General features: G+C 63.0%; 25 protein-coding genes and 1 pseudogene. 10 read left to right on the top strand and 16 right to left on the bottom strand.

The genetic code is table 11. The features are described from left to right. Positions 1 to 44 precede the first annotated feature (44 nt). Positions 45 to 1,148, bottom strand: coding sequence for an ABC transporter ATP-binding protein (locus Mhypo_RS10035; protein WP_119341159.1), 1,104 nt, complete (start codon positions 1,146 to 1,148; stop codon positions 45 to 47). Between the two features lie 132 nt (positions 1,149 to 1,280). Here Mhypo_RS10035 and Mhypo_RS10030 point away from each other — a divergent pair, with 132 nt between their 5' ends. Further along, entirely contained in the window at positions 1,281 to 2,348 is a 1,068-nt protein-coding gene (locus tag Mhypo_RS10030) for a VanW family protein (protein WP_119341158.1), read from the top strand. Positions 2,349 to 2,357: 9 nt separating this feature from the next. Further along, positions 2,358 to 3,158, top strand: a complete 801-nt coding sequence (locus tag Mhypo_RS10025; protein WP_119341157.1) for a ZIP family metal transporter — start codon at positions 2,358 to 2,360, stop codon at positions 3,156 to 3,158. Positions 3,159 to 3,223: 65 nt separating this feature from the next. Here the strand turns inward: Mhypo_RS10025 and Mhypo_RS10020 are convergent, their stop codons facing one another. The 8 genes from Mhypo_RS10020 to Mhypo_RS09985 all read right to left on the bottom strand — a co-directional run bounded on the left by Mhypo_RS10020 (position 3,224) and on the right by Mhypo_RS09985 (position 10,266). Beyond that, entirely contained in the window at positions 3,224 to 4,774 is a 1,551-nt protein-coding gene (locus Mhypo_RS10020) for an ABC transporter ATP-binding protein (protein ID WP_240637186.1), read from the bottom strand. 47 nt (positions 4,775 to 4,821) lie between these two features. Beyond that, positions 4,822 to 5,985, bottom strand: a complete 1,164-nt coding sequence (locus tag Mhypo_RS10015; RefSeq protein ID WP_119341156.1) for a VLRF1 family aeRF1-type release factor — start codon at positions 5,983 to 5,985, stop codon at positions 4,822 to 4,824. 121 nt (positions 5,986 to 6,106) lie between these two features. Continuing rightward, positions 6,107 to 6,565 carry a CBS domain-containing protein gene (locus Mhypo_RS10010; protein ID WP_119341155.1) on the bottom strand — a complete coding sequence of 153 codons (459 nt, stop codon included), beginning with the start codon at positions 6,563 to 6,565 and terminating at the stop codon, positions 6,107 to 6,109. Between the two features lie 9 nt (positions 6,566 to 6,574). Then, positions 6,575 to 7,024 carry a universal stress protein gene (locus Mhypo_RS10005; protein WP_119341154.1) on the bottom strand — a complete coding sequence of 150 codons (450 nt, stop codon included), beginning with the start codon at positions 7,022 to 7,024 and terminating at the stop codon, positions 6,575 to 6,577. 48 nt (positions 7,025 to 7,072) lie between these two features. After that, positions 7,073 to 8,047 (bottom strand): universal stress protein, encoded by a 975-nt coding sequence (locus Mhypo_RS10000; RefSeq protein ID WP_119341153.1) that lies wholly within the window; start codon positions 8,045 to 8,047, stop codon positions 7,073 to 7,075. 178 nt (positions 8,048 to 8,225) lie between these two features. Then, entirely contained in the window at positions 8,226 to 8,534 is a 309-nt protein-coding gene (locus Mhypo_RS09995) for a hypothetical protein (protein WP_119341152.1), read from the bottom strand. 331 nt (positions 8,535 to 8,865) lie between these two features. Then, the gene (locus tag Mhypo_RS09990) at positions 8,866 to 9,372 is read right to left on the bottom strand and encodes a flavodoxin domain-containing protein (protein WP_119341151.1); all 507 of its coding nucleotides are present in this window, start codon (positions 9,370 to 9,372) and stop codon (positions 8,866 to 8,868) included. Between the two features lie 60 nt (positions 9,373 to 9,432). Continuing rightward, entirely contained in the window at positions 9,433 to 10,266 is an 834-nt protein-coding gene (locus Mhypo_RS09985; protein WP_147075211.1) for a hypothetical protein, read from the bottom strand. Positions 10,267 to 10,474: 208 nt separating this feature from the next. Here Mhypo_RS09985 and Mhypo_RS09980 point away from each other — a divergent pair, with 208 nt between their 5' ends. The 3 genes from Mhypo_RS09980 to Mhypo_RS09970 are packed head-to-tail and all read left to right on the top strand — an operon-like array spanning position 10,475 to position 11,299. Further along, a complete protein-coding gene (locus tag Mhypo_RS09980; RefSeq protein WP_119341149.1) occupies positions 10,475 to 10,792 on the top strand; it encodes an ElaB/YgaM/YqjD family protein in 318 nt (105 codons plus the stop codon). Then, positions 10,780 to 11,055 carry a hypothetical protein gene (locus tag Mhypo_RS09975; protein ID WP_147075212.1) on the top strand — a complete coding sequence of 92 codons (276 nt, stop codon included), beginning with the start codon at positions 10,780 to 10,782 and terminating at the stop codon, positions 11,053 to 11,055. Before Mhypo_RS09980 ends, Mhypo_RS09975 begins: the two co-directional genes overlap by 13 nt. A gap of 28 nt (positions 11,056 to 11,083) precedes the next feature. Then, positions 11,084 to 11,299: a hypothetical protein gene (locus Mhypo_RS09970; RefSeq protein ID WP_119341147.1), complete on the top strand. Its 216-nt coding sequence runs from the start codon at positions 11,084 to 11,086 to the stop codon at positions 11,297 to 11,299. 414 nt (positions 11,300 to 11,713) lie between these two features. Here the strand turns inward: Mhypo_RS09970 and mgtA are convergent, their stop codons facing one another. From mgtA to Mhypo_RS09940, 6 genes are read right to left on the bottom strand one after another with little or no spacing between them, the layout of a single operon-like run. Beyond that, a complete protein-coding gene (mgtA, locus tag Mhypo_RS09965; protein WP_119341146.1) occupies positions 11,714 to 14,272 on the bottom strand; it encodes a magnesium-translocating P-type ATPase in 2,559 nt (852 codons plus the stop codon). An 11-nt stretch (positions 14,273 to 14,283) separates the two neighbouring features. Next, positions 14,284 to 15,264 carry a CapA family protein gene (locus tag Mhypo_RS09960; RefSeq protein ID WP_206074912.1) on the bottom strand — a complete coding sequence of 327 codons (981 nt, stop codon included), beginning with the start codon at positions 15,262 to 15,264 and terminating at the stop codon, positions 14,284 to 14,286. A 35-nt stretch (positions 15,265 to 15,299) separates the two neighbouring features. Then, a complete protein-coding gene (gene polX / locus Mhypo_RS09955) occupies positions 15,300 to 17,027 on the bottom strand; it encodes a DNA polymerase/3'-5' exonuclease PolX (protein ID WP_119341145.1) in 1,728 nt (575 codons plus the stop codon). Further along, entirely contained in the window at positions 17,024 to 17,830 is an 807-nt protein-coding gene (locus tag Mhypo_RS09950; RefSeq protein ID WP_119341144.1) for a hypothetical protein, read from the bottom strand. Before Mhypo_RS09950 ends, polX begins: the two co-directional genes overlap by 4 nt. Next, on the bottom strand, positions 17,827 to 20,256 hold the full coding sequence (locus Mhypo_RS09945; protein ID WP_119341143.1) for a Lon protease family protein: 2,430 nt from the start codon (positions 20,254 to 20,256) through the stop codon (positions 17,827 to 17,829). Before Mhypo_RS09945 ends, Mhypo_RS09950 begins: the two co-directional genes overlap by 4 nt. Further along, positions 20,249 to 20,938: a dienelactone hydrolase family protein gene (locus Mhypo_RS09940; RefSeq protein ID WP_119341142.1), complete on the bottom strand. Its 690-nt coding sequence runs from the start codon at positions 20,936 to 20,938 to the stop codon at positions 20,249 to 20,251. Before Mhypo_RS09940 ends, Mhypo_RS09945 begins: the two co-directional genes overlap by 8 nt. A 194-nt stretch (positions 20,939 to 21,132) precedes the next feature. On the opposite strand from Mhypo_RS09940, the gene Mhypo_RS09935 reads away from it, so the two are divergent. Next, a complete protein-coding gene (locus Mhypo_RS09935; protein WP_119341141.1) occupies positions 21,133 to 21,936 on the top strand; it encodes an NYN domain-containing protein in 804 nt (267 codons plus the stop codon). An 87-nt stretch (positions 21,937 to 22,023) separates the two neighbouring features. Here Mhypo_RS09935 and Mhypo_RS09930 read toward each other — a convergent pair whose 3' ends face one another. Continuing rightward, on the bottom strand, positions 22,024 to 22,329 hold the full coding sequence (locus Mhypo_RS09930; RefSeq protein ID WP_119341140.1) for a 4Fe-4S dicluster domain-containing protein: 306 nt from the start codon (positions 22,327 to 22,329) through the stop codon (positions 22,024 to 22,026). Positions 22,330 to 22,487: 158 nt separating this feature from the next. Between Mhypo_RS09930 and pdxH the strand changes: the two genes are divergently transcribed. The 4 genes and pseudogenes from pdxH to Mhypo_RS18545 form a co-directional block, all read left to right on the top strand. Beyond that, entirely contained in the window at positions 22,488 to 23,120 is a 633-nt protein-coding gene (gene pdxH, locus Mhypo_RS09925; protein WP_119341139.1) for a pyridoxamine 5'-phosphate oxidase, read from the top strand. Between the two features lie 126 nt (positions 23,121 to 23,246). Beyond that, positions 23,247 to 24,059, top strand: coding sequence for a M48 family metallopeptidase (locus Mhypo_RS09920; RefSeq protein ID WP_119341138.1), 813 nt, complete (start codon positions 23,247 to 23,249; stop codon positions 24,057 to 24,059). A gap of 141 nt (positions 24,060 to 24,200) precedes the next feature. After that, positions 24,201 to 24,794: a PAQR family membrane homeostasis protein TrhA gene (gene trhA / locus Mhypo_RS09915; RefSeq protein ID WP_119341137.1), complete on the top strand. Its 594-nt coding sequence runs from the start codon at positions 24,201 to 24,203 to the stop codon at positions 24,792 to 24,794. 22 nt (positions 24,795 to 24,816) lie between these two features. Further along, a pseudogene (locus Mhypo_RS18545) lies at positions 24,817 to 24,904 on the top strand (transposase); the annotation flags it as partial.

The raw sequence follows: 24,904 nt of genomic DNA, 5'->3' as shown, positions 1-24,904 counted from the left end.
CAGAGAGGGTCTAGAGATCAATTCCCATCACCCATCCCTCCGCACTATGCCACCACCGGCTGTCCGGCATACAGCACGTTGCGCTCGGTCTGGAGATCAAAAACGTGTACCTTGTCGGGCCGCGCTTGGAGAAGAAGGGTCTCGCCTACAGCGGCGGTTTCCTCGGCTTCGACGCGCGCGGTGATGCTGGCTTCGCCCGCACTACCGATGAGGATGGTCTCGGCTCCAATAGGCTCGACCAGCTTGATGGTGGTGCGAATGAGGTTTTCCCTCGAGCCCGGTGGGGCCAGCTCGAGGTTCTCGGGGCGAATCCCCACCCAGACCTCCTGGCCTTCATAGCCCCGCAGCGCCGCCAAAAGCTCGCTGCGCAGGGCGAGGTTCATGTACGGGCTCACCACCTGGCCCTGCCGCACCGTGCCCTTGAGAAAGTTCATGGCGGGCGAACCGATAAACTCGCCCACAAACTTGCTGTTCGGCTTGTTATAGAGGTCGAGGGGGGTATCCACCTGCTCGATGGCCCCCCCGCGCATGACCACGATGCGGTGTCCCATGGTCATGGCCTCGATCTGGTCGTGGGTCACGTAGAGGGTAGTAACCCCCAGCGCCTGGTGCAGTTCGGCCAGCGAGGCCCGCATCTCCACCCGCAGCTTGGCGTCCAGGTTGGAGAGCGGTTCGTCCATCAAGAACACCCTGGGCTTGCGCACAATGGCCCGCCCCAGCGCCACCCGCTGGCGCTGCCCGCCGGAAAGTTCGCGCGGCCTGCGCTCCAGCAAATGTTCGATTTGCAGGATCCGGGCGGCTTCCTCGACCCGTGCCCTGGTCTCGGCCCTCGAGGTGCGGCGCAGCTCGAGACCAAAGGCCATGTTGTGGTAGACGCTCATGTGAGGATACAGCGCATAGTTTTGAAAGACCATGGCGATGTCACGGTCTTTGGGAGGCATATCGTTGACCAGTTTGTCTCCAATGTAGATGCGCCCTTCGGTGGGGGTCTCGAGGCCCGCAATCATGCGCAGCACAGTGGTCTTGCCACAGCCCGAAGGCCCTACCAGCACAATAAATTCCCGGTCACGCACGCTCAGGCTAAAATCCTTGACTGCCACCACCCTGCCAAAGCGCTTGGTCAGGTGCTCGAGTACAACCCCGGCCATAACCACCCCCTCCAGTGCTCACCCTAGTGAGCGGGCATTACCAGGTGATTACCGCCCTAAATGGGGTAATGCCCTGGTAATCCCTGCAAGCTAGCCTGGGGGTGAGCAATGGAGGTTGGCTCAGAGGGAATCATGCGTGCACTCATCGCTCTACTTAGCTTGCTCTCGCTGGCCTGGGCCGGCCCAGAGGCGGTCTGGGTGGTACGGGAACAGGTGCTGGAAAAGGGAAGCGTGGTGGAGTACATCGGAACCCGGCGCTACCCTGTCCCAAGCGAGGCCGCGCTGGAGCAGCTAATCGGCCAACTGAGCCGCCCGGCACGCCCGGCGCGTTTTATCCTCGACCCCCAGAAGGGCTGGATTGCGGTGCAGAAACTGGGGTACCGCTTTGACACCGAAGCGGTGCGATTGACCTACCGGGCTGCGCTCGAGGCGAGCAAGCCCTCTTTTGTGCTGCCCGTGACGGTGGAGCAGCCGAGGCCCAGCGTGCACGACCTACTCGAGCGCGGCATCGTGGAGCTGGTGGGCGAGGGAACCACCAACTTTGCGGGTTCGCCGCCCAGCCGGGTTCACAACATCCGGCTGGCTTCCTCCCGCTTCGATGGCGTTCAAATACCTCCCGGCACAGTGTTTTCGTTCAACCGAGCCCTGGGGCCGGTCACGCCCGCTACCGGCTACCAGAAAGCCTGGGTGATTCGGGGTGACCAGACCGTATGGGATGTGGGGGGTGGGGTCTGCCAGGTCTGCACCACGCTCTTCCGGGCGGCCTATTTTAGCAGCTTGCCCATCGTGGAGCGCCACCCCCACAGCTATCAGGTGGGCTACTACAAACCCACCGGCCTCGACGCCACCACCGCCCCGCCCAAGGATTTGCGCTTCAAAAACGACACCCCTGGCTACCTGCTGATCCAGACCTCCATCCAGGGCCAGAACCTGACCTTCCGCTTCTTTGGAACCAAAGACCGCGAAGTCACCTGGCGGGGGCCGGTGATACTCTGGCGCACCCCTCCCCTACCCACCCGCTACATCTACGATGCCACCCTGCCCCCCGGCTACCGCCGACAGATTGATTTTGCCGCTGAGGGGGCGCTGGTACGGGTTTACCGAACGGTTCGGCTGCAAAGCGGGGCCGTGCGGCAGGATGTGCTCGAGAGCCGCTACAAGGCCTGGGGGGCGGTGTATCTGGTAGGCCCCCGGCGCTAAAGGAATGGCATGTTGCACTGGCTGGAAACCCTATCCCCCCTTCAACAGGCCCTGCTGGCGACCGGGTTCACCTGGGGCATCACGGCGCTAGGGGCCACAACGGTTTTTGTAACCAGGGAGGTCAGCCCTCGTCTGCTGGATGCCCTGTTGGGCTTGGCCGGTGGAGTGATGCTGGCGGCCAGTTACTGGTCGCTGCTGGCCCCCGCCCTGGAAATGACCCAAGGCCAGTGGCTCCCGGTGGCCATAGGTTTTCTACTGGGCGGGGCTTTCGTATGGAGCGCCGACAAAATTTTGCCGCACCTGCACCTCAAGGAGCCCACCGAGGGCGCCGAAGGCCCCAAAACCCGCTGGCACCGCAGCATTTTGTTGGTGCTGGCCATCACCTTGCACAACATCCCCGAAGGGCTGGCCGTGGGGGTGGCATTTGGGGCGGTCGCCTATGGCATTCCCGAGGCCACCCTGGGGGGGGCCATTGCCCTGGCGATTGGCATCGGACTCCAGAACTTCCCCGAAGGTTTGGCCGTGGCCATGCCGCTGCGGCGCGAGGGGCTCTCGCCCTTTAAGAGCTTCTGGTTTGGTCAGCTTTCGGCCACCGTTGAAATTCCAGCCGGGGTGCTGGGCGCAGCATTTGTACTGATAGCCCAGCCCCTGCTCCCTTATGCCCTGAGCTTTGCCGCAGGGGCCATGATTTTTGTGGTGGTGGAGGAAGTGGTGCCCGAGATGCAGCAAAGCGGCAACACCGACCTGGCCACCCTGGCGCTGATGCTGGGTTTTGTGGTGATGATGGCCCTGGACGTAGCCCTGGGATAAAAGACATTTCAGGCCAAGCGGGGCATCTTAGCCACCCCGCAAAGCGGGTATTCAAGGGGCCGCTACTAGGCTTTCACCCCAGCCATCAGCAGGCCCAGCTTCTCTTCGGTGGCCTCCTGGGCGGGCAGTTCGCCCACAATCTGCCCTTCATACATCACCAGGATGCGATCCGACAGGACCATAATCTCTCCCAGGTCGGCGCTGACCAGGAGCACCGCCACACCCCGGTCTCTGGCCCGGATGATTTGCTCGTGCACAAACTCGGTCGCGCCAATGTCAATGCCCCGGGTGGGCTGGGCTGCAATCAGGAGCCGGGGGTTACGGGATAGCTCGCGGGCCACGATGATTTTCTGGGCGTTGCCCCCCGAGAAGCGGTCGGCGCTCAGGGTGGTGGAGCGGGGCCGGATATCGAAGGCCTCGATGCGCTGGCTAGCAGTTCGTTCTATCACCTCCTGGTTCAAAAAACCCCAGGGCCCAGCGTAGGGAGGCTGGTTGTGGTCGCCCAGGATCAGGTTCTCGGCGCTGGTAAAGCCCATCACCAACCCCCGCTGGTTGCGGTCTTCGGGGATGTGCGAAACCCCCGCCCGCCGCACCCTGCGGGGGTCGCCGTGGTCGAGCGAGCGGCCCAAAAAGCGCACCTCGCCGGTGTAGGGCCGCAGCCCGGTCAGGGCCTCGACCAGCTCGGATTGGCCGTTGCCCTGCACCCCAGCGATGCCCACAATCTCGCCGGCCCGCACCGCAAAGCTCACATCCCGCACCAAGGGTTTTTCTCTGGCCTGGGCCACCGTCAGGTGAGCGACCTCGAGCACCGCCTCGCCGGGATGGGCCGGGCCTTTTTCCACCCTGAGCTCCACCTCGCGCCCCACCATCATCCGGGCGATCTGGGGCAGGGTGGCCCCTGGGGTGGGAATGGTGCCGATCATGCGGCCATCGCGCATGACCGAGATACGGTCGGAGACCTGGATGACCTCGAGCAGCTTGTGCGAGATAAAAACCGCTGCGTTGCCCTGGGCTGCATACTCCCGCAGAAAGCGGAAGAGGTCGTCGGTCTCCTGCGGGGTGAGCACAGCGGTGGGTTCGTCCAGAATCAGGATGCGGGCCTGCCGGTACAAGGCCTTGAGGATCTCCACTTTTTGCCGCAACCCCACCGGCAAATCCTCCACCCGGCGGTCGAGGTCGAGCTGAAATTCAAACTGCCGCACCAGGGCCTCTACCCGGCGGCGCGCCTCGGCCATATCCAGACCTAGTGGAGCGGTGGGTTCGTGCCCCAGAATCACGTTCTCCAGCACACTAAAAGGCTCCACCAGGGTGAAGTTTTGGTGCACCATTCCAATCCCCAGGGCAATGGCGTCGTGGGGGTCGCGGAGGATTCGCTTCTCTCCATCAATCCAGATCTCCCCCGCATCGGGGCGCTGGATGCCGTAGAGAATTTTCATCAGGGTGGATTTACCGGCGCCGTTTTCGCCGACCAGGGCGTGTACCTCGCCCCAGCGTACCGAGAAATCCACATTCTGGTTGGCCTGTACCAGCGGAAAGCGCTTGGAAATACCCCGCATCTCGAGGGCATTGCGCTGGGTGGGCCTAGCCTCTGCTGTGGGAACCATGGGCTTGGTCATGGCTACCCTCCTTACCCTCAGGCTAGCTTCTGGCCATTACCAGAGGATTACCAGCGGGGCATACCGGCCAGACCGCCCAGCTCCTGCTGCAAGCGCTCTGCGACTTCGGCATGCACAAACTCGAGCTTGGTGCCATAGTGGGCGGCCAGCTCGGGCAAGACCCGCTTGAGCTCGACTTCCTCTACCGGCTGGCCGGGGCTGTGGGCCTGGGCGGCCTGGAAGCTGCTGCCAACCCAGCCATCGCCAGAGCGCCAGGCTTTTTCCTGCAGGTGCCAGGGCACCAGCACGTATTGCAAGCGCCCCTCCTGCAAGAGGCTCAGCACCTGCTCGAGGCCCCCCACCCCTTTCTCCCGCGCCTGCGAGAGCAGGGCTTCCTCTTCCCGTCGCTCCACTGCTTCGATGGTCGCCGAGACGGTTTTGAGCACCTCCGCCGGACTGGGGGTAGCGGTGTGTAGCGGGGGCAGCAGGGCCACCACTTTTTCGGCTACCGGCCTGGGGAGGGCTTGCCGGGCTTCCTCGGGCACCCCCAGCAAAATCAGCCGCTCCAGGCCGCGCTGGGCCATCTGCTGTTGCAGAATGACACCGGCCTCACGAAAGAAGCGCTGGCTCCACTCGTCCACCCGCCGCCGAAAATGATCTTTGCCCGAACCGCCCCGCGCCGCCACGCCCACGTCACTGGTAGCCGGTGCGGCGCTGCGTCCGGGCGTGCCGGTGCGGTCTTCGCCCAGGTAACGCCAGTTGTGGGTGTCCAGGAGCCGGAAGGCATCGGCCACCTCTTCAATCTCGCCCAGGAATACCTCGAATAGCCGCAGGCGCTCCTGATCCATGTGTACCACGCCGTAGCGCTGGTACTCCTCGAGGGCAAAGAGCAGCGGGGCCAGGTAAGGCGGCCCCCAGTGGGCTTCCACCCCCGCGCGGGGCTCGAGCAGGGGCAGCTCGACCTGCAGGTGGTAGTCTTCAAACAAATCTTCGGCCACAAAGAGCGCCCGGGTACGGCCCTGGGGGATGTAGTGCTGCAGGCGCTCGAGCACTTTTTTGCTAAGGGCCGACGGCACCTCGAGGCGCTCGAGGGCTTCCTTGGCCCGCAGCACGTAGGCCTTGCCGCTATTGTCGGGGTTGGCCAGGTTCACATCGAGGTACAAGGAGAGCAGCGGGGCCGGATGCGGTGCGATGGCCTCCTGGAGATAGGTGATTTGCGCTTTGTTGAGCATATACCTCCTTTCACAAGGTACGCCCCTGTAGCATCGGTTGCTGGCTGCCGAAGCAGACTTCTGTGCTTTTGTGAACCGCGCGTACCCACACACATGCGCCCACGGTGGGCAGGGCCTCTATCTAATCAGTTTGCGCTTGCATCATCCATTTGAGCAAATCGTAGCGCGAAATAATGCCCACCACTTTACCCCCGCGCACTACCGGGATGCGGTTGACATCGTGCTCGAGCATCAGGGCCAGCACTCGCTTTAGCGAAGCCTCGGGCGAGACCGTGACCACCGGGCTGCGCATGATGTCCTGGGCCCGCAGGTTGCGGGCTGCTTGATAGACTTTCTCGACCTGATCGGGGTAGAGCCAGTTGGCCAGCACATTAGCACTCTCGAACAGGGAAAAAGGCACCATACGCCCCGGGTGGCGGCAAAAATCGCCCTGGGTGATGATGCCCACCAGCTGGCCTTTGTCATCCACCACCAGCGCGGAGCCAATGTGGTGCTCGAGCATTTTCTGGGCCACCTCCACCAACGGCGTCTTGGGCGAGACGGCCACAATGGGCCTGGCCATGATCTGCTTGGCTTTCATAGCAGTCCCTTACGGGTGGTGTGGCTCGCTCAAGCGCACCACCAGCACCGGCCTGGGGCAGCGTTGCAAGACCTTCTGGGTCACTGAGCCGAGCAGGAGTCGATCCAGCCCACTGCGCCCGTGGGTGCCCATCACCACCAGGTCGTGAAGGGCAGCCTCCTCCACAATAACCTGGGCTGCGTTGCCCTGCTTGAGCTCGGTCCTGACCGGAACCCCCAGGTACTGGGCAAACCCCTCGGCCCGCTCCAGGGCTTGCTTGCCTGCTACCTCGAGGTCACGCGACAGCTCGGGGTAGTAGGGAATGGTCTCGGGCCCAATCAGCATACGGGCTACCACCGGCTCCACCACATAAAGCAAGGTCGCTTCGGCCCCCAGGCTTTTGGCCAGCTCGAGGCCCGCCTTGACCGCGGCCTCGCTGGGGGCGCTTCCATCGGTGGGAATCAGAATCCGGTTATACATAGCTCCTCCTCGTTGGCTCTTTTATGAGCAGCTTTGCTACAGGGTCACTTAGCGCTCCCCCGGCGGGGGCAGGTGGGTCTCGTCGGGATGGGTCAGGGCCGCCGGGTTGCGCACCAGCAGAATGGGCTGGCGGGCCTGCTGGGCCACATCCTCGGCCACGCTACCCAGCAAGAACTTGCGTAGCCCAGTACGTCCGTGGGTGCCCATCACGATCAGCTCGGCCTTCTCTTCCTCGGCTACCTCGCGGATGCGCTCGCCAATCAGGTGCCGGTCGGCCTCGCGCAGCACGGTGTGTACGCGGGCGTGTTTGCAGCGTTGGGCGGCTTCTCGCAAAATGAACTCGCCCTGCTCGCGCAGGTGGGCCTGTTCCTGGGCCAGTTGGGCCTGGAGCTGGGCCGGGTCGGTAAACATCCAGGCCCGTCCCGCACTCACATAGAGCTGGGATAGGTCGGGCACCACATAGACCACCAAGAGCCGGGCCTTCAGTGCCCCAGCCAGTTCGTCGGCATGTTGCAGGGCCAGATCGCTGCAAGAGCTGCCGTCAATGGCCACCAGAATGCGTTTGAACAGGGTGGGTTTGGTATCGTCCCCCCGCACCAACAAAAGCGGTACGGGGGCCAGCCGGGCCATCCGCTCGGCCACGCTGCCCAGCAAAACGCGGGGCAGCCCCGTGCGGCCGTGCGTACCCATCACCACCAGGTCGCAGCCATGGGCTACCCCGGCATCCACCAGGGCCTCGGCCACGCCGGGCCTGCTCTCGGGTTCGGTGCTGGTGAGCTGGGTAGCACAGGCCACCTGGGCGCGGCTGGCCTTACGCTCCCACTGCTCGAGCAAAGCCCGACCCACCGTACGGGCCCGCTCGAGGGCCTCCTGCACATCGCGCAGCTCGCGGTAGCGCTGCGGCTCAATGACATGCACCAGCACCACCGAGGCCCCCAGGCGCTTGGCCAGAGCCAGCCCCACTGCCGCCGCGTGCTCGCTGGGGGGTGAGCCATCTATGGGCAACAGAATGCGTTGATACATACCCACCTCCACTCGCTTCAAACCAACACCTCAGCGACCTTTCCCTTGGGAAGAGGCTGCTGAGGTGGGAGGAAGGAAAGCCGTTGCCGACTTACCTCCTTGCATCTTCAGGGTAGTCCTGTGTGGCAACCTTGCCAAGGGGTGTTTGTCCCCAGGGATAGCTCGGCTGGCCGGGTAACTACCAGGCCACTTGACCACGGCCGCCTCCAGCAGGCCCAACCAGGGCAGGATGGGTGGGGACAAAATCGGTCTCGGTGATGGTAAGGCCATACCCTCTGGCCTCCTGCTCGAGCCACAAGGCCAGCAACTCGTCGGAACATGGGTCAAGCTCTACCGCATGCGTCCCCGGCGTCAACCAGACCAAAGGGCCACATCCATAGACCAGGCTGATCAGTTCCTGCCGCAGATGCCTGGCAAAAGGGCTTCCCCCCTCTACCCGTGCATGGCTATACACGGTGGTTCCGTCGCTGAACTTCCAGAAGAACATGGCCGCCCCCTTTCCCGAATATCCGAGTGAGACGAAGCCACCGGGTTATTCAAGCCCCGGTCAAATCTGGCCCCGAGCGAACAGCCCGGGTTGCGGTATCCGGCACCTTCAGTATAGCCCGCCAGGGCAGGGTGACACGTCCCTTGCCTTTAGCGTCCCAGATAGGGATGGCTGTGCTCCTCCGGCAAGCCTGCTCAACACAGCTACCCTGGCCTGAAGCTCAGCCAACCTATAAGCAGCCTCGGGGGAGAACCCCAAAAGCAGCCTAACAAAGCCAATCGAGTCTGCCCTGAATAGGCTCTGAGGATGCCCTGAAAGCAATGGCTGTGCTTCACGTACTGGGCTGTTTTTCGAGCTGTCGGTACACCCGCTCGGCCCAGCTCGAGATCGGCTCCCATCCGCTCCATTCGCCCCTCGGGGTAGCCCTGGCATTGACCAGCATCTGGGGGGGCATGGACTGCTGGTCTCGCGAGAAAATGGCTACCTCGAGGGGCTCTACCGTGCGGCGCACCTCGCTCAGGTAGCCTAGCACCTCCTCGATGCGCTGGGGGAATTCCTGGAGCAACTGGCTGTACACCAAAAAGTAAACCAAGGGGAGTTTGGCCAGGGTTTGCCGGTGGTCGGTCACAAAGTGCATGGCTTCGGGAAGCCACTTTTCGTCGCGCACCCCGCTGCCCAGCACCACCGCCCGGTAGGCGCTCAAATCTCGAATCTGTTCTACCGGTCTCACCTCCACCAGGGCCCCTTTTTCCCGCATTACCCTGGCGATGGCCTCGGCCACCCCCTGGGTCGTTCCGCCTCGGGTGGCATATGCGATCAGGATCGGTCTATCTACCATATAAGCCTCCTGGCAAAACAACGCTCTACTTTCTGCCTTCTGACGCCCTCAGCACACCCTTCATCGGAGATCACCCTCGTTCCAACCTTCCAGAAACCGATGCCACCGCACCTCAGCTGTGCTAAGACTCAGGCCAAAGACCTGTTGAAAAGCCGCCAGCAGTTCAGCCTGTGAGCGGGCACTTGCGGCCAGGGTCAGAAATTGCCGGAACTGCGGTAGTTGGGCGGGCAGAACCTCGAGCAAAAAAGCCACAAAAGAACCGGCGGCTGGGTAAGCGGTAGCGGTAGGCAAGCGCTCGAACAGCAAGTTGGTATAAACCAGTTCCTCGAGACGCGGTAGCACCCCCTTGCGCAGGTCGGCCTGGGCCCAGTAATGCACCGAGCGTTGGTTCCATCCCCCCAGCCGGGCCTGGTAGGCACATGCACAGTTGTCTTCGGGGCAGTACATCCAGGGCCAGGCATAGTAGCGGGCAATGCCCTCGAGCCAGAAATCGGCAATGCGGTGGGGCGAGGTTTGTTCGGTGAGCACCTGGGCCAGTTCGTAGGGGTCGGAGGCGTGAATGCTCAGCACTATTCCCTGTCCCGAAAGCGCCCTATCGTTGAATCTGCGCCCCGTCAGGCGAGCCAGATCGTCGGCAGAAGCAAACCTGTAATAAGCAATTTTTGCCTCGGGAGGGTAGTTCCACTGGGGGGCTACCAGTTCCCAGAACACCTCGAGGCGCAATAGCGCAATGCTTACCTGAGCCCGGCTCAGGGCCCTGGGGGTGTTCTGGTAATCGGCCAGCTCGTAGTAGCGGAAATGCGCCGACTCTCCTACTCGTACCCACCGGCCCGCAGGGGGCTGGGAGGCCACTGCCCATCCCACCACCAGCAGGCCCAGCAGCAACCACCGCACAAACTCACCCCTTTCGTTACTGCACCATCAGCTTTAGGGTGACATGTAGATATTACCAGGGCATTACCAATCAGGCACAAATCATTCCTGTATCCAACTTTGACCTACTCGGGACACCCGCCCCACAGCGCGGTGCAATCGGGACACCTGCCCCATAGCGTTAGGAGTAGCTTTAAGCTTGCAAAGAAAGCCCATCAAGGAGGTGGTTATGGCCATCATGGAACCCAACGTGACGAGAGAGTTGCAGGACATCCGCAACGACCTGACCCTGCTCCGCAAGGACTTGAGTGAGCTGGCCCAGGCCATGCGCGTCAATCTGAAGGACGAGAGCAAGCACCTGCGCGAAGAGATGTTCCACACCTTTGATACCGTCCGTGAACGGGGCGACAAAATCATCCATAATGTGGAGCACCGCATCGAAGAACGTCCTTTCTTGAGCGTGTTGGCGGCTTTCGGGGTCGGCTTGGTGGCAGGCTGGTTCACCGAGCGGCGGGCGCTGATGGGGCGCCGGGTGTGGCGGGAATAGTTGAGGTCTTGTTGGGCCTCCTGGATGTGCTGGAGGCCGAGGCGCGCTCACTACGGATGGGCTTTCTGCGCGTAGTGAGCGCGCTCCTTGTGTTGGTGGTGGCTGGCCTGCTGGTACTGGGCGGGTTGCTGGTTTTTCTGTGGGCGGCTTATTTGTGGTTCAGCAGCCTGATGGCCCCACCTCTGGCGGCTTTGCTGGTCAGCCTGCTGTCGCTTCTAATGGCCGCAGGGTTGTGGTGGCGGGCCCGCAGTATGCTTCGCTAGCCTCGGTCGGTGGATTGCAGGAATGCCTATGGGCAATGTGTCCGATCAACCCCCAGACCGCGCAGAGGCCAGGGCCCGGCTGCAACAGGCCGCCCGGCGGTTTGATCAGGAAAGCATGGGTTGGGCCGAGCAGCATCCCAACGAGACGCTGGGCTTGGCCTTATTGCTGGGTTGGCTACTGGCCCGCTACCCTCGCTTGCGTCGGGTGCTGGGGCGGTTGTTGGTTGAATACCTTTCACGCTAGCAAAAAGCCGGCTTTTTAAGTTCCCAAACCCAACCTGCATTTGAGCTGAAAAACCTTGCGAGAAGGCCAAAGTCCGACGGAGCAATCCAGAGGAAGTAAGCCAAACGATGGGCCAGGCAGGGTGAAGACGAAAAGACTTTCAGGATTACCAGATTCGGTTAGTTCGTCACCCTTTGGTGACAAACTAACCCGACCGAAGTTATCCGCGTAGCGGAGGGCGATACCGCCCCTTGGAAGGGAGACGCTTTCTTCGCCGACCGTTCGGGAGGGGTGAGCTCTAGGATTCAAAAAGACAGCCTCTGGTGTTTTTTTTGTTTTGTTAGACTGTCTTTTTGAATCCGGTATAAATAGAAATCTATATGGCTGCGCAATAAGGCTCGGCCAGCAAAGGATATTTGCATCTTACAGGATCGCCTAAACCCGGCTCGAGAAACGCTGGTAGAAAACCCCCTTGACCCACTCCACCAGCAAAACGTACAGCAAGGTCAGGCCCAGGAGCCCCAGCAGCAGTGGGTAGGGCAAGGGCACCAAACCAAAAACATCGCTAAAAGGGAGATACGGCATCAGCACGGCCAGCACGGTCAGCAGCAGGGTAGACCAAAGCAACAGGCGACCGGGTCGGCTCTGGAAGAAGGGACGGCGGGTACGCACGACCAGCGCTACCAAGAGCTCGGTGAGCAGGGATTCCATGAACCAGCCGGTGCGAAACTGCTCCGGACTGGCACGAAAAACCCACAGCAGCAAGCCAAAGGTCAGGTAGTCGAAGACCGAGCTGATCAGGCCAAATACCACCATAAAATTGCGAATGAAGCGCATATCCAGGCGGTGGGGTTTTTCCAGCCATTCGCGGTCTACATTATCGGTAGCCAGGCCCACCGCCGGTAGGTCGGAGAGAAAGTTGTTGAGCAGAATTTGCTTGGCCAGCAGGGGCAAGAAGGGCAAAAAAGCCGAGGCCCCGGCCATACTGAACATGTTGCCGAAGTTGGCGCTGGTGGTGGTGAAGATGTACTTTAGGGTGTTGGCGAAGGTCTTGCGCCCTTCTTCGATGCCTTCCCGCAGGACATCCAGGTCGGACTCGAGCAGCACCAGGTCGGCGGCTTCTTTAGCCACGTCCACCGCCTGATCCACCGAGATGCCCACATCGGCTGCGTGCAGGGCTGGGGCATCGTTGATGCCATCGCCCATATAGCCCACCACGTGGCCGGTTTTTTGCAGGGCCAGAATCAGGCGCTCCTTCTGAGTAGGGTCTACCTCCACAAACAGGTTGCAGCGCTCGGCCTGGTGCCAAAGGGCTTCGTCGGGGAGGGTGGCGAGCTCCCGCCCGGTCAGTAGCCCCCGCACCTCCATCCCCACCTGCGCGGCCAGGTGGGCTGCCACCTTGCGGTTGTCCCCGGTAATGATCTTGAGGTTCACGCCCAGGCGGGCCAGTTGGGTCAGGGTGTCCTGCACACCCGCTTTGGGGGGGTCGAAGAAGAGCAAAAACCCCTGGAAGGTAAGGTCTTGCTCATCATCGCGGGTAAAGACGGCCTGCTGGGTAGAGACCGGCTTACAGGCCAACCCCAGCACCCGGTAGCCCTGCTCGCTGTAATGGCTGTAGAGCGCCTCGAGGCGCTCGAGATCGGCGTCGTCCAGAGGCCGAACCTGGCCTTCCTCCTCGAGGTCGGTGCAGACCTCGAGGATTTGCTCCAGGGCCCCTTTGCTCACCAGCATCCGCGCTCCTGACTGCTCCATCACCACGCTCAGGCGCTTGCGGCCGAAGTCGTAGGGAATCTCGTCCACTTTTTCCACCTGGGCGGCATCCAGGCCCGCCCGGGAAGCCGCCTCCACAATGGCCTGGTCGAGGGGGTTGGCCAGCCCGGTCTGGAAGTAAGCGTTCCAGAAAGCCTGTCGCAGGACCTGGGATGAGGGCCGCCCCCCCGAGTCCAGCGCACCGTCCAGCCGTACCACCCCCTCGGTCAGGGTGCCGGTTTTGTCGGTGCAGAGCACGTCCATGCTGCCCAGGTTCTCGATGGCGCTCAAGCGGCGCACAATTACCCCGTGGCGGGCCATGCGCTGGGCGCCCTTGGCCAGGTTCACCCCGATGATGGCTGGCAGCAGTTCGGGGGTCAGGCCCACCGCCAGCGCAATGGCAAAAAGCAGCGAGTCGATGGGGGGCTTCTCGCCAAACACGTTGACCGCAAAAACCAGTAGCACCATCAGCAACATGACCTGGGTCAGCAAAAAGCCGAACTGCCGAATCCCCCGCTCGAACTCGGTCTCGGGGGGGCGTAGGGCCAGCCGGTCGGCAATCTTTCCAAAAGCCGTGCTGGCCCCGGTCTCGACCACCAGCATGCGGGCGGTACCGCTACGCACGCTGGTACCCATGAAAACGCAGTTGGTGCGCTCGCTCAGGCTGGCTTCCGGTGGCACCACCCCTGGGCGCTTCTCTACCGGGAAGGTCTCACCGGTGAGGGCCGCCTGACTGACGAAGAAGTCCTTGGCCTCGAGCACCCGACCATCGGCAGGAATCAGGCTGCCCGCCGAGAGCAGCACCACATCGCCCGGAACTACCTCCTCGGCGGGGAGGTGCAGGGTCTGGCCCCCGCGCAGCAGCCAAACCCGAACCTGAACCCTGGCCAGTAGCTTCTCCACCGCCCGGCTGGCGCTGTACTCCTGCACGAAAGAAAGCAAAGCGCTGCCCAGCACTATCAGGAGCACAATGAAGGCATCCAGCCATTCCTGCACCAGTGCCGAGACCGAGGCCGCAAAGACCAGCATCAGCACCAGGGGGCTCTTGAACTGGGCCAGCAAAACCGCCAGGGCCGTGGTGCGCCGCTGGGCTTGCAGGGTATTGGGACCCCACTGTTGCAAGCGGCGACGGGCCTCAGCAGGGTTTAGTCCATCGGGTTGGCTTTTCAGCCGAGTCCAAAGGCCCTCCAACGCTTCCGCCCAGTAGGGGGTAGGGGCCCGGGGATGATGCGAACGCTGGCGCATGGTGGCCTCCTCTAGCAGGTTACCCACAATCGCGTACCTTCGCGCGAGACCGGGGTACCCAGTTCCGCCGAGAGCATTTGCATCCGTTCTGCAATGGCCTCCCAGGTAGGGCCGGTAGCCAGGTTGACCTGGCAGTTATCAATGTAGAGGGGCATTAGCTCCACTTTCCCAATGCGTTTTTCCTCGAGCTCCACCCGGTATAAAAGGCCCCAGTCGTTGCGCAGCACCGGGTCTACCGCGTAGTCGTCCACAAACTCGCCGCAGTCGTAGAGGATGGGCTTCCCCCGGTAGACCTCGAGGCCCTGGAAAACATGGGCGCTGTGCCCGTGGAACACGTCGGCCCCAGCCTCTATAAGCGCATGGGCAAACGCCCGGAAGTGGGGCGGAGGACGCAAGCGCATGTTGGGCCCCCAGTGGGCCGAGACCACCACCCAGCGGGCCCCCTGGGCGCGGGCCTGGCCAATCTGCTCCTTTAGCACCGGCAGCGATTCCGGCGCTACGGGCAGGTAGTGGGTGCCGGGGGTGTGGGGGCCCGCCTTCCAGCCCGGTTCGTTGTCGGTGAAGGCCACCACCCCCACCGGGCCGCTTTGGGTTGGCAAAAGCACCGGGCGGCGGGCCTCGAGCAGGTTACGCCCGGCCCCCACGTAGGGAATGTGGGCCCCCTGAAGCAGTTCCAGCATCTGCAGGAAGGCTTCCTCCTCGTAGTCCAGCACGTGGTTGTTGGCCAGCACCACGCAGTCTATGCGGGCCAGTTGGAGCGCCCTCAGGGCCTGGGGATGGGCGCGGAAGTGAAAAGCCTTTTCCCAGCGGCTAAAGGGGCGGCCCCGGTCCGAGATGACACACTCGAGGTTCACCAGCCGCAAGTCGGCCCGGCAAAACTCGTCCAGCACGTTGCCAAAGGGATAGGCTGGCCCGTAGCGCAGCAGAGCCTCGTTCACCAGCCGGCCCAGCATCAGGTCGCCGGTCAGGCAAAGGGAAACCATGCCTTCCATCCATATCAGATTGGGCCTTCGGCGTTACCGGCCCATTACCCCCGCACCGCCCGAAGCCAGTCCAGAAGGGCCGCCAGGGAGCGGGTGTTGAGAATCTGCTGAGGCCCCAACCAGGCCCGCTGGGCCGTACCCACCGCCAGCTCCATGAAGCGCAGGTGATCGAGCTGGTGGGCATCGGTGGAGAGGGAAAAAAGGAGGCCCATTCCGCCAGCCTGGCGGGCCAGGGTATCGGGCAGGTCCATGCGGTCGTAGTATCCGTCTATTTCCAGGGCCTTCCCCAGGGCCTGGGCCCGCCGGAAAATCTTCTCCCAGTCGGCCTCGAGCTCCTTGCGCACCCCCAGCATGCGGGCGGTGGGGTGAGCCAGGATGTGTACGGCGGGATGCTCCAGCGCCCGCAAGATGCGCTTAGTCTGCTGGGCGCGGCTCAGGTGGAAGTGGGAGTGCACGGCCACCAGCACCACCTCGAGCCCCCGCAGCACTTTCTCGGGGTAGTCCAGGGAACCATCGGCCAGAACCTCCACCTCGGCCCCGGCCAGCAAATAGGGCTTGCCGCCGGTTTGTTCGTTGACCTGGCGTATCTCCTTCAGGCGGGCCTGTACTTTGTCCAGCGGCACCCCATGGGCCACCTTGAGGCTCTGGGAGTGGTCGGTGACGGCCAGGTACTCATAGCCCAGCTTTGCTGCGGCCTGGGCCAGCTCGAGCAAACTGGCCTTGCCGTCCGACCACCTGGAGTGCACCTGGAGGTCGCCACGAATCTCCTGAAGGGTGACCAGCCGGGGCAGCCGCCCGCCCTGGGCCGCCTCGATTTCACCGCTATCCTCCCGCAAGGGGGGCGGTATCCAGGGCAGGCCCAGGGCCCGGTAGACCCCCTCCTCGTCCTCGCCGGCCAGGCGGGCTTTCCCCCGCCAGACCCCGTATTCGTTGAGCTTAAGGCCCTGTTTCTGGGCCAGGGTGCGCAGCTTGATGCTGTGGGCTTTGGAGCCGGTCAGGTACTGCAAGCCGCTACCCCAGGCCGCCGGGGGCACGGTCTTGAAGTCCACCTGCAAGCCCCCCTGCAAAAAGACCGTGGCCCGGTTCTCCCCTACCGCCTCCACATCGGCAATGCCCGGCAGGCGCACCAGGGCCGCCAGCACCTCGGCCGGCTTTTCGGTGGCAATCAGAAAATCGAGGTCGCCCACCGTCTCGCGGTAGCGCCTGAGCGAGCCGCAGACTTCGGCCTGCACCACCCCCGGCTGGGCCCGCACTTGCTCAAGCAAGGCCCGGGCCTGCCCCAGCACCGCGCCCAGGGGCCGGCGCTGGGCGGCGGTTTCGGCCAGGGCCAGGTTTTCCAGCAGATGCCGGCGTTTTTTCTCGCCAAAACCGGGCAGCCCCCGCACCCGGCCCGAGGCCAGCGCGGCCTGCAGCGTTTCCAGCGAGTTCACCCCCAGCCTGTCCCACAGCAGTTTGGCGGTCTTGGGCCCCACCCCCGGCACCCGCAGCACCTCCAGGATGCCCTGGGGCACCTGCTGGGCCAGCCGGGCGTGGGCCTGGATGGCACCAGTGTGCAGGTACTCCTGGATTTTGGCGGCCAGGTCGGGGCCGATGGCGGGCAGGGCCTCCAGGGCCTCAGTTCCCTGGGCCGCCACCGCCTCGATGGGGGCCTCGAGGTCGGCCAGGGTGCGGGCGGCCTGGGCGTAGGCCCGCACCCGGAAGGGGTTCTCGCCCAGGAAGGCCAGCATCTCGGCCATTTCCTGAAAAATACGGGCAATTTCGGCGTTTTTCATCGCACCATCAGCAGCGGCCCCGGTAAGCGGGCCAGCAGCTGTTCCAGCCCCTCCCCGGCCAGCAGGGGCAGGTCGGCCCCGACCACCAGACCATCGCATCCGGTGCGAACAAAGACCTCGAGCAGCTGTTCCAGCGTAGCTGTCCGCAGGTGCACAGGCCGCACCAGAACCCCGTGCCGCACCTGCCAGTTCTGCACAAGCGAGCCGAGGCCGTTTTCACCCAGCATCACCACCGTCAGGGGCTCGGCGGGGTGCTCCATCCAGGCCCGAGCAGCCTCCAGCAGGGCCTCGGGGTGGCTGGCCTGGGCGTGCAAGACCACCATAGGATGCCGAAAGGCCCCTCCCCGGGGCTGCCACAAAACCCACCGTGCCGCCTGGGGCAGGACCAGCCGCAGCGTAGCCAGGGTCGGTACCGCCAGGCCCATGACCCGACCAGCGGTGCCAATTACCCACAAGTCCTCTTGCAGGGCCTTTTCGCTGAGGGTACGTTCAAGCTCGTCCCGCAGCACCTCGGCCTGCCAGGCCACTCCCCGCCGCCGGGCGGCCTGCTCGAGTTCGGCTTGGGCCTGGGCCGCCAGAGCTTTGAGCTGGGCCTCCAGGCGCCCCTCGTCCAGAGCACCCCCCCAGGGGCTTACCTGGCGGGCAACCGGCAGGCGGGCCCAGCGCAGCAGGCGGGGATCTTCCAGGAAAAGCCCCAGCACCTCGGCCCCCAGCCGGGCGGCCAGCTCCACCGCCGCGGCGATGCTTTCCTGGTCGCGGGCGGCCACGTCCAGGGCCAGGATGACCCGGCGGATGCGGTTCATGGGTTCCCCCCTGGAGCGGCAAAGGCCCGCACCTGCTCGGCAAAGGCCTTCAGTTGGGCCTCCACCCGAGCGTTCAGGCTGCCCTCGGGAAAGCGTCCGTCCGCGCCCCGCTCGCCAGCCTCGAGGCCGGTCAAAATCGAAAGGGCCTCGTCCACGCTGTTCACAGCCCAGATATGGAACTGCCCCTTTTTCACCGCTTCCACCACCTCCAGGTTCAGCATCAGGTGCTGGATGTTTGCGCGGGGGATAATCACCCCCTGTTCGCCGTTCAGGCCCGCATCGCGGCAAACCTCAAAGAAGCCCTCGATCTTCTCGTTGACCCCGCCGATGGGCTGGGCCTGGCCGTGCTGGTTGACCGAGCCGGTGATGGCAATCCCCTGGCGGATGGGCACCTGGGCCAGGGCCGAGAGGATTGCGCACAGCTCGGCCATGGAGGCGCTGTCCCCTTCCACCCCGCCGTAAGACTGTTCAAAGACCAGGCTGGCCGAGAGCGAGAGGGGCCGTTCGCGGGCGTAGCGTTCGCCCAGGAACCCGGCCAGAATCAGCACCCCCTTGGAGTGCAGGGGGCCGCCCAGCGCCACCTCGCGCTCGATGTCCACCACCTCGCCCTTACCCAGCCGCACCCGGGCGGTAATGCGGGTGGGGTGGCCAAAACTATACCCCCCAAGAGACAGCACCGAGAGGCCGTTGATCTGCCCCACTTTGGCCCCGCTGGTGTCTACCAGCAGGGTGCCGCGCTGCACCGCCTCCTGCAAGCGCTCCTTGAGGCGGCTGGCCCGGTAGACCTGCTGGGCTACGGCCTGCTCGATGTCCTGGGCAGTCATGACCGCGCGCCCCGCCTGGGCCGCCCAGTGATCGGCCTCGCGCAGCAGGTCAAGGAGGGCCTCGAGGGCGGCTGAGAGTTTGTGGGCATCGGCAGCCAGGCGCGAACCGTGCTCGATCACTCGAGCCACAGCCTCCCTATCCAGGGGCCTCAGCTGCTCGCGCTGGGCCAGCGAAGCAACCAGGCGGGCGTAGGCCTCTTCCCCCTCGGGGGTGCGCTTTAGGTCCTCTTCAAAATCGGCGGCCACCTTAAAGAGCTCCAGGAAGTCGGGGTCGTAGGCCGAGAGCAGGTAGTACAAGAGCCGGTCGCCCAGCAGAATCACCTTCACCCGCAGGGGAATGGGGGCAGGTTGCAGGGTTACGGTGCTGCTGAGGCCCAGCACATCGCTCACCGAGCGAATCTGGATCTCTTTGGCCCGCAGGGCCCGCTTGAGTTCCTCCCAGGCATACGGCTGCAAGAGCACCCGCCGGGCATCCAGAATCAGGTAGCCGCCGTTGGCGCGGTGGAGGGCTCCCGGGCGAATCAGGGTAAAGTCGGTAACCAGGTTGCCAAACTGGGCCCGGTACTCAATGCGGCCCAGCAGGTTGGCGAGCGCAGGATAGTCTTCCTCCACTACCGGGGCGCCCTGGCTGCCAGCGTTGTCCACCAGCAGGTTGACCCGGTAGCGGTCAAAGCTGCGGCTGTCGGCAAGCATCTTGCCCAGGGCTGCTTCCAAAGGGTTCTCCGACTCACCGGGGTTTGCCAGAAACTGCTCCGCATTTTCAATCAGATCCTGCTCGACTACCTCCAGATACCCCAGTACCTCGGGCAGGTCCTGGTAGGACGCACGCACCCCGCTCAGCAGGTGGGCAATGGCGTGGCGGGTTACTTCGCGGCCGAGTTCGCGGATTTTCTGGCGCCGCTCGCTTTCCCACTGGGGGGCTTGTTGCAGGACAGCCTGTAGCCTCTGATGAAGGACTTCCATGGCCTCCTGGATGCGCTTTTGCTCCTCCTCCGGCAGCTTTTCGAACTCTTCAGGGGTGATGATTTCCCGCCCACGCACCGGGGCCAGCCCCATGCCCATGGGGGTACGGATGATGGCGATGCCCTGCTGGTTGGCCTCGGCCTGGAGGGCGTCGAAGCTGGCTTGCTGCTTCTGCTTGAGTTCCTCGTCGATAATCTGTCGCCGGGTGCGGTAGTCCTCGCTCTCGAAGGCCGCCGGAATGGCCACCCGTAGCTCGTCTACCAGGCGCTCCATGCTGGCTTTGAGCTGAGCGCCCCGCCCGGCGGGAAGGCCCAGGGCCTGGGGCTTATGGGGCTCGAGGAAGTTGTGCACGTACACCCAGTCCGAAGCGGGGGGCTCTTGCCGGGCCTCTGTCTGGGTGAAGTGTCGCACCAGGCTCAGCTTGCCCACCCCCATGGGCCCCAGGGCGAACAGGTTGTAGCCCTCGTGGGGCATTTTTAGCCCAAACTCCACCGCCCGAATGGCCCGGGCCTGGCCGAAAAAGTCTTGCAGGGGTTGTAGCTCCGCTGTGGTGTGGAAGCTGAAGCGGCTGGCGTCGCAGGTTTTGCGCAGCGATTCCACCGGCAGCCGATGGGCCTCCAAGAAGAGGGGTTCAGGCATGGTGGGCCCCCTTTTCGGTGCCCAAATACCGGGCCAACCAGTCCCGCGCCAGGCGAGCCACCTCCTGGAGCTTCCCCGGCTCCTCGAAGAGGTGGGTGGCCCCAGGCACCACCACCAGCTTTTTCTCGCAACTGAGCCGCTCAAAGGCCTGCTGGTTGAGCCGTAGTACCTCCTCGTCCCAGCCCCCCACAATCAGCAGGGTAGGCGCCCTGACCTTTTCCAGGGCCTGGCCCGCCAGGTCGGGCCGCCCTCCGCGAGAAACCACCGCCCGCACCCGGGTGGGAAGCCGGGCTGCTGCTAGCAGGGCTGCCGCAGCTCCGGTGCTGGCCCCAAAAAAGGCCTGTGCCAGGGGCCGGGTGAGGGCATTGTGGACCAGCCAGTCGCTCGAGGCCACCAGGCGGTCAGCCAGCAAGCCAATATCGAAGCGGTACCGACGGGTGTACTCGTCCAGTTGCTCTTCTTCAGGGGTCAGCAAATCAAAGAGTAAGGTGGCCAGACCGGCTTGTTGCAATTCCTGGGCAATGTAGCGGTTGCGCGGGCTGTGCCGACTGCTGCCGCTGCCGTGGGCGAAAAGAACCACCCCCTCCGCCCCGGGAGGGACGCAGAGGTCACCCTCGAGCGCAACCAGGTTCTCCAGCGGAATATAAACGGCTTTGGACGGAAAGTTTTGCGGCGTCGCCATGATCAACCTCGCTTGTCGGTTCCGGGGGAGCCACCTCTTTCGCGGGCTCCCCTCTAGCTTGAACCGGCTCAATTACCAAGGCGTTACCAATGGATGCAAGACCTGAGCCTGTGTGCCAAACCCCCGTAGTCCGTAACAAAGAGCGCTTGGCCTCTATACTTGAGCAGGACACTCCCCTACCGCGTGGTGAAACTATGGCAGGCCGATCCGATATCAAAAACATGGCGCTTTTCTGCGACTTCGAAAACATTGCCCTGGGGGTTCGGGAGGCCAAGTACCCCCAGTTCGACATCCAGAAAATCCTCGAGCGGCTTCTGCTCAAAGGCAGCATCGTGGTGCGCAAGGCCTATTGCGACTGGGAGCGCTACAAGGAGTTCAAGGCCTCCATGCATGAAGCCGGCTTCGAGCTTATCGAGATTCCCCATACCCGCCTCTCGGGTAAGAACTCGGCCGATATCAGGCTGGTAGTAGATGCCCTCGACCTCTGCTATACCAAGTCCCACGTGGATACTTTTGTAATCATCAGCGGCGACTCCGACTTCTCGCCCCTGGTGTCCAAGCTGCGCGAAAACAATCGGCTGGTAATCGGAGTAGGCGTAAAAAAGTCCACCTCGGATCTGTTGACCGCGGCCTGCGACGAGTTCATCTTCTACGATGACTTGATCCAGGAGGAACTGGCCCAAAAGCGGGCCGTCAAAGCCAGCAGGCCAGCGCCCAAGAGCAAAACCCCCGAGAAGCCCCAGGATCAACAGCAGGAGGCCCTGCAACTTGTGCTCGAGACCCTCATGGCCCTGCAAGCCGAGCGCGGCGAGGAGGAGCGCATCCTGAGTTCGTTGGTCAAGCAAACCCTCAAGCGGCGCAAGCCGGGCTTCAACGAAGCCTCCTACGGCTTCCGTTCGTTTAGCGCTTTGTTGGAGGAAGCCCAGCGGCGGGGGCTTTTGCGCCTGGAGCGCGACGAGCGCTCGGGGGGCTATATTGTGCACCCTCGAGGGGAGTAACTCGAGGCCTACCTTACCGTGTGCAACTGGTTCTGTCGCGGGGTATGGCGCTTTAGCCCCTCCCAACCAAACTGAAGCAAGCAACGCTCAGGGCCTGATTTCGCCGTGAATTCCCCACTTGGCCTGGAAGCTGGCCCTGTCCAGGGCGAAGTAGTCGCGGTTCTTTTCGATGTAGCCTTGCCACTGGGGCGGCACATCCTGCTCGATAAAAATGGCTGCTACCGGACAGGCCGGCACGCAAGCGCCGCAGTCTATGCACTCATCGGGGTTGATGAAAAGCATCACCTCGCCCTGGTCTTCCTCGAGTTTAGGATGGATACAGTCCACCGGGCATACCGCGATGCAGTCGCGGTGCTTGGCCCCCACACAGGGCTCACAGATCACGTGTGCCATAAAATCACCTCACCGCCCCCCCTTTTTAGCGCGGCCCCCGGCACCTGAAGCTGACCCAAATCCAGGGGGTCACACCCCATGTTTGCCCCTAAGCTAGGCCCAGGAGATTACCGGCGCATTACCGCATAGTTGATTTGGAATAGGGGCATAATACAAGCATGCTCCGCGACCTCCGCAGCGACTACACCTATGGCACCTTAAGCGAGCAGGACGCCGATCCCAACCCCTTTCGGCAGCTCGAGCGCTGGCTTTCGGAAGCCATCGAGACCCACCTCTACGAACCCCACGGCATGACCCTCTCCACGGTGGGCGCAAATGGACGGCCCAGCAGCCGGGTGGTGCTGCTGCGGGGCCTGGACGAGGGGGGCCTGGTGTTTTTCAGCAATTACCACAGCCGCAAGGGACAAGAGCTCGAGGCCAACCCCTGGGCCTGCCTTAACTTCTGGTGGCCCCCCATGGAGCGCCAGGTGCGCATCGAGGGCCGGGTTGAAAAAGTAGAGCCGCAACTGTCCGACGAATATTTTGCCAGCCGCCCCTACGACAGCCAGATTGGCTCGGCGGCCAGCCCCCAGAGCCAGGTGATTGCCGGCCGCGAGGTGCTGGAGGAGCGCATCGCCGAGTTCAAGGCCCGCTACCCCGAAACCGTACCCCGCCCGGCCCACTGGGGGGGCTACCGCTTGAAGCCCGATACCTTCGAGTTCTGGCAGGGCCGCCCCAGCCGCCTGCACGACCGGCTGGTCTACCGCCTTCAGCCGGATGGGGGGTGGACAATTGAACGGCTGGCTCCTTGAGTCGCAACATTAAGAGTTACGTTATGTAAATGAAAGAAAATCATTCTCACAAATAGCCATTTGATTAATTTTGCAAGCCCTCATCTCACCATCTGATTTGCGTGTTCTGGATAGGATTAAGACCGGATGCCAGACACGGAGAAAGCTACCCTTTACTACCAAAACAAAACCATTCGCTATACCATCCGCCGCAGTGCCCGCCGCCGGACGGTGGGAATTACCATCGATGTTCAAGGGGTGCGGGTCGCCGCCCCCAAACGTATGCCCCTCGAGCAGGTTATCGCTCTGGTAAACACCAAAGCCCGCTGGATTGCCGAAAAACACACCGAATTCAAGAGTCGCCTGGAGCCACGAAAGCGATTTGTCAGTGGGGAAGAGTTTTTGTACCTGGGCCGCCGGGTGAGCCTTCAGATCCAGTCCGAAGGTTTATCCCCTCGCCCAAAGCGGGGGGGCCACAAACCCGGTTCCTCGATGCAGCCCGAGTTGTTTGATTTTAACTTTTTACCCAGAACCAGGCCCAAAGCAGCGGTGGCCCTCAAAGGCAATGTTTTACATGTACAGGCCGATGCTTCCTCAAGGCAGAGCACCAAAGAGGTACGGGAGATTCTCGAGGAATGGTACAAGGCCCGCGCCGAGGAGGTAATTACGCGCCGGGTACAGCACTATGCCGATCAACTGGGCTGGCGCATGCCCAAGGTGCTCATCCGCAACCAGAAAAAGCGCTGGGGGAGTTGCAACGCCAAGGGCGAGTTACGTTTCAACTGGCGGCTGGTGATGCTGCCCTTGCCGGTGCTGGACTATGTGGTGGTGCATGAGATGGCCCACCTCAAGGTGCTCAACCACAGCCCTCGCTTCTGGGCCCTGGTCGAGCAGATCATGCCCAACTACAAAGCTCGACACCAGGCCCTGCACGAGCTAGGCATGGGGTTGTACTGGTAGTTATCGCGCCATCGGCCCAGCCAGGATGACCTTCCGCCATTTGACAAACTCGGTTTGGGTTTTATCCTTCTTGCGTAGCCAGATACTATAGATGTCTGCATTACTGGCGCCCATCACGTATGCTGGCCCAGGGGAACTTACATGGCCCAGATTGACCCAGCGACCCATCCCGTGCGCAGCAGAGAAGAATGGCTCAATACCCTCACCCACGGCCTGGGGGCAGCGGCGAGCGCGGCGGCCTGCGCAGTACTCATCACCTTTACCGCACTACACGGCAACGCCTGGCAGATTGTAGGCGCATGTGTTTTTAGCGCGGCCCTGATTTTGATGTATCTGGCCTCCACGGTGTACCACGGGGCCATGAGCTCGGAGGCCAAAGCCCGCCTGGAAGTGCTTGATCACTGTGCGATCTATGTCCTGATCGCCGGAACCTATACGCCCTTTACCCTCGTGACCCTCAACGGCCCCTGGGGCTGGAGCCTGTTTGGGGTGGTATGGGGTCTGGCGGTGTTGGGCATTGTGTTCAAACTGTTCTTTACTGGACGCTTCGAACTGGCCTCAACCCTTTTGTACCTGGCAATGGGCTGGCTGATCGTAATCGCAATTCAACCCCTGATGCAGGCCATGTCTGGCTGGGGCCTGTTCTGGTTGGTGGCCGGTGGACTGGCCTATACGGCGGGAACTTACTTTTTTTTGAATAAGCGCCTGCCCTATGCTCATAAGAACTCCCCCTAGGTTTTTCCCTTAAGATGAGGACATGCACCTGGCCAAACACCAACGCCGCCCCCGGCTGGAGCTCAAGCTGCGGCACCACCCGGACAACCTGCACGCCCTCTACCGGGAAA

This window comes from Meiothermus hypogaeus (assembly GCF_003574035.1).
GTDB lineage: Bacteria > Deinococcota > Deinococci > Deinococcales > Thermaceae > Meiothermus > Meiothermus hypogaeus.
Note: the sequence above shows the minus strand (reverse complement) of the source record. Positions and strands in the feature narration are given on the sequence as shown.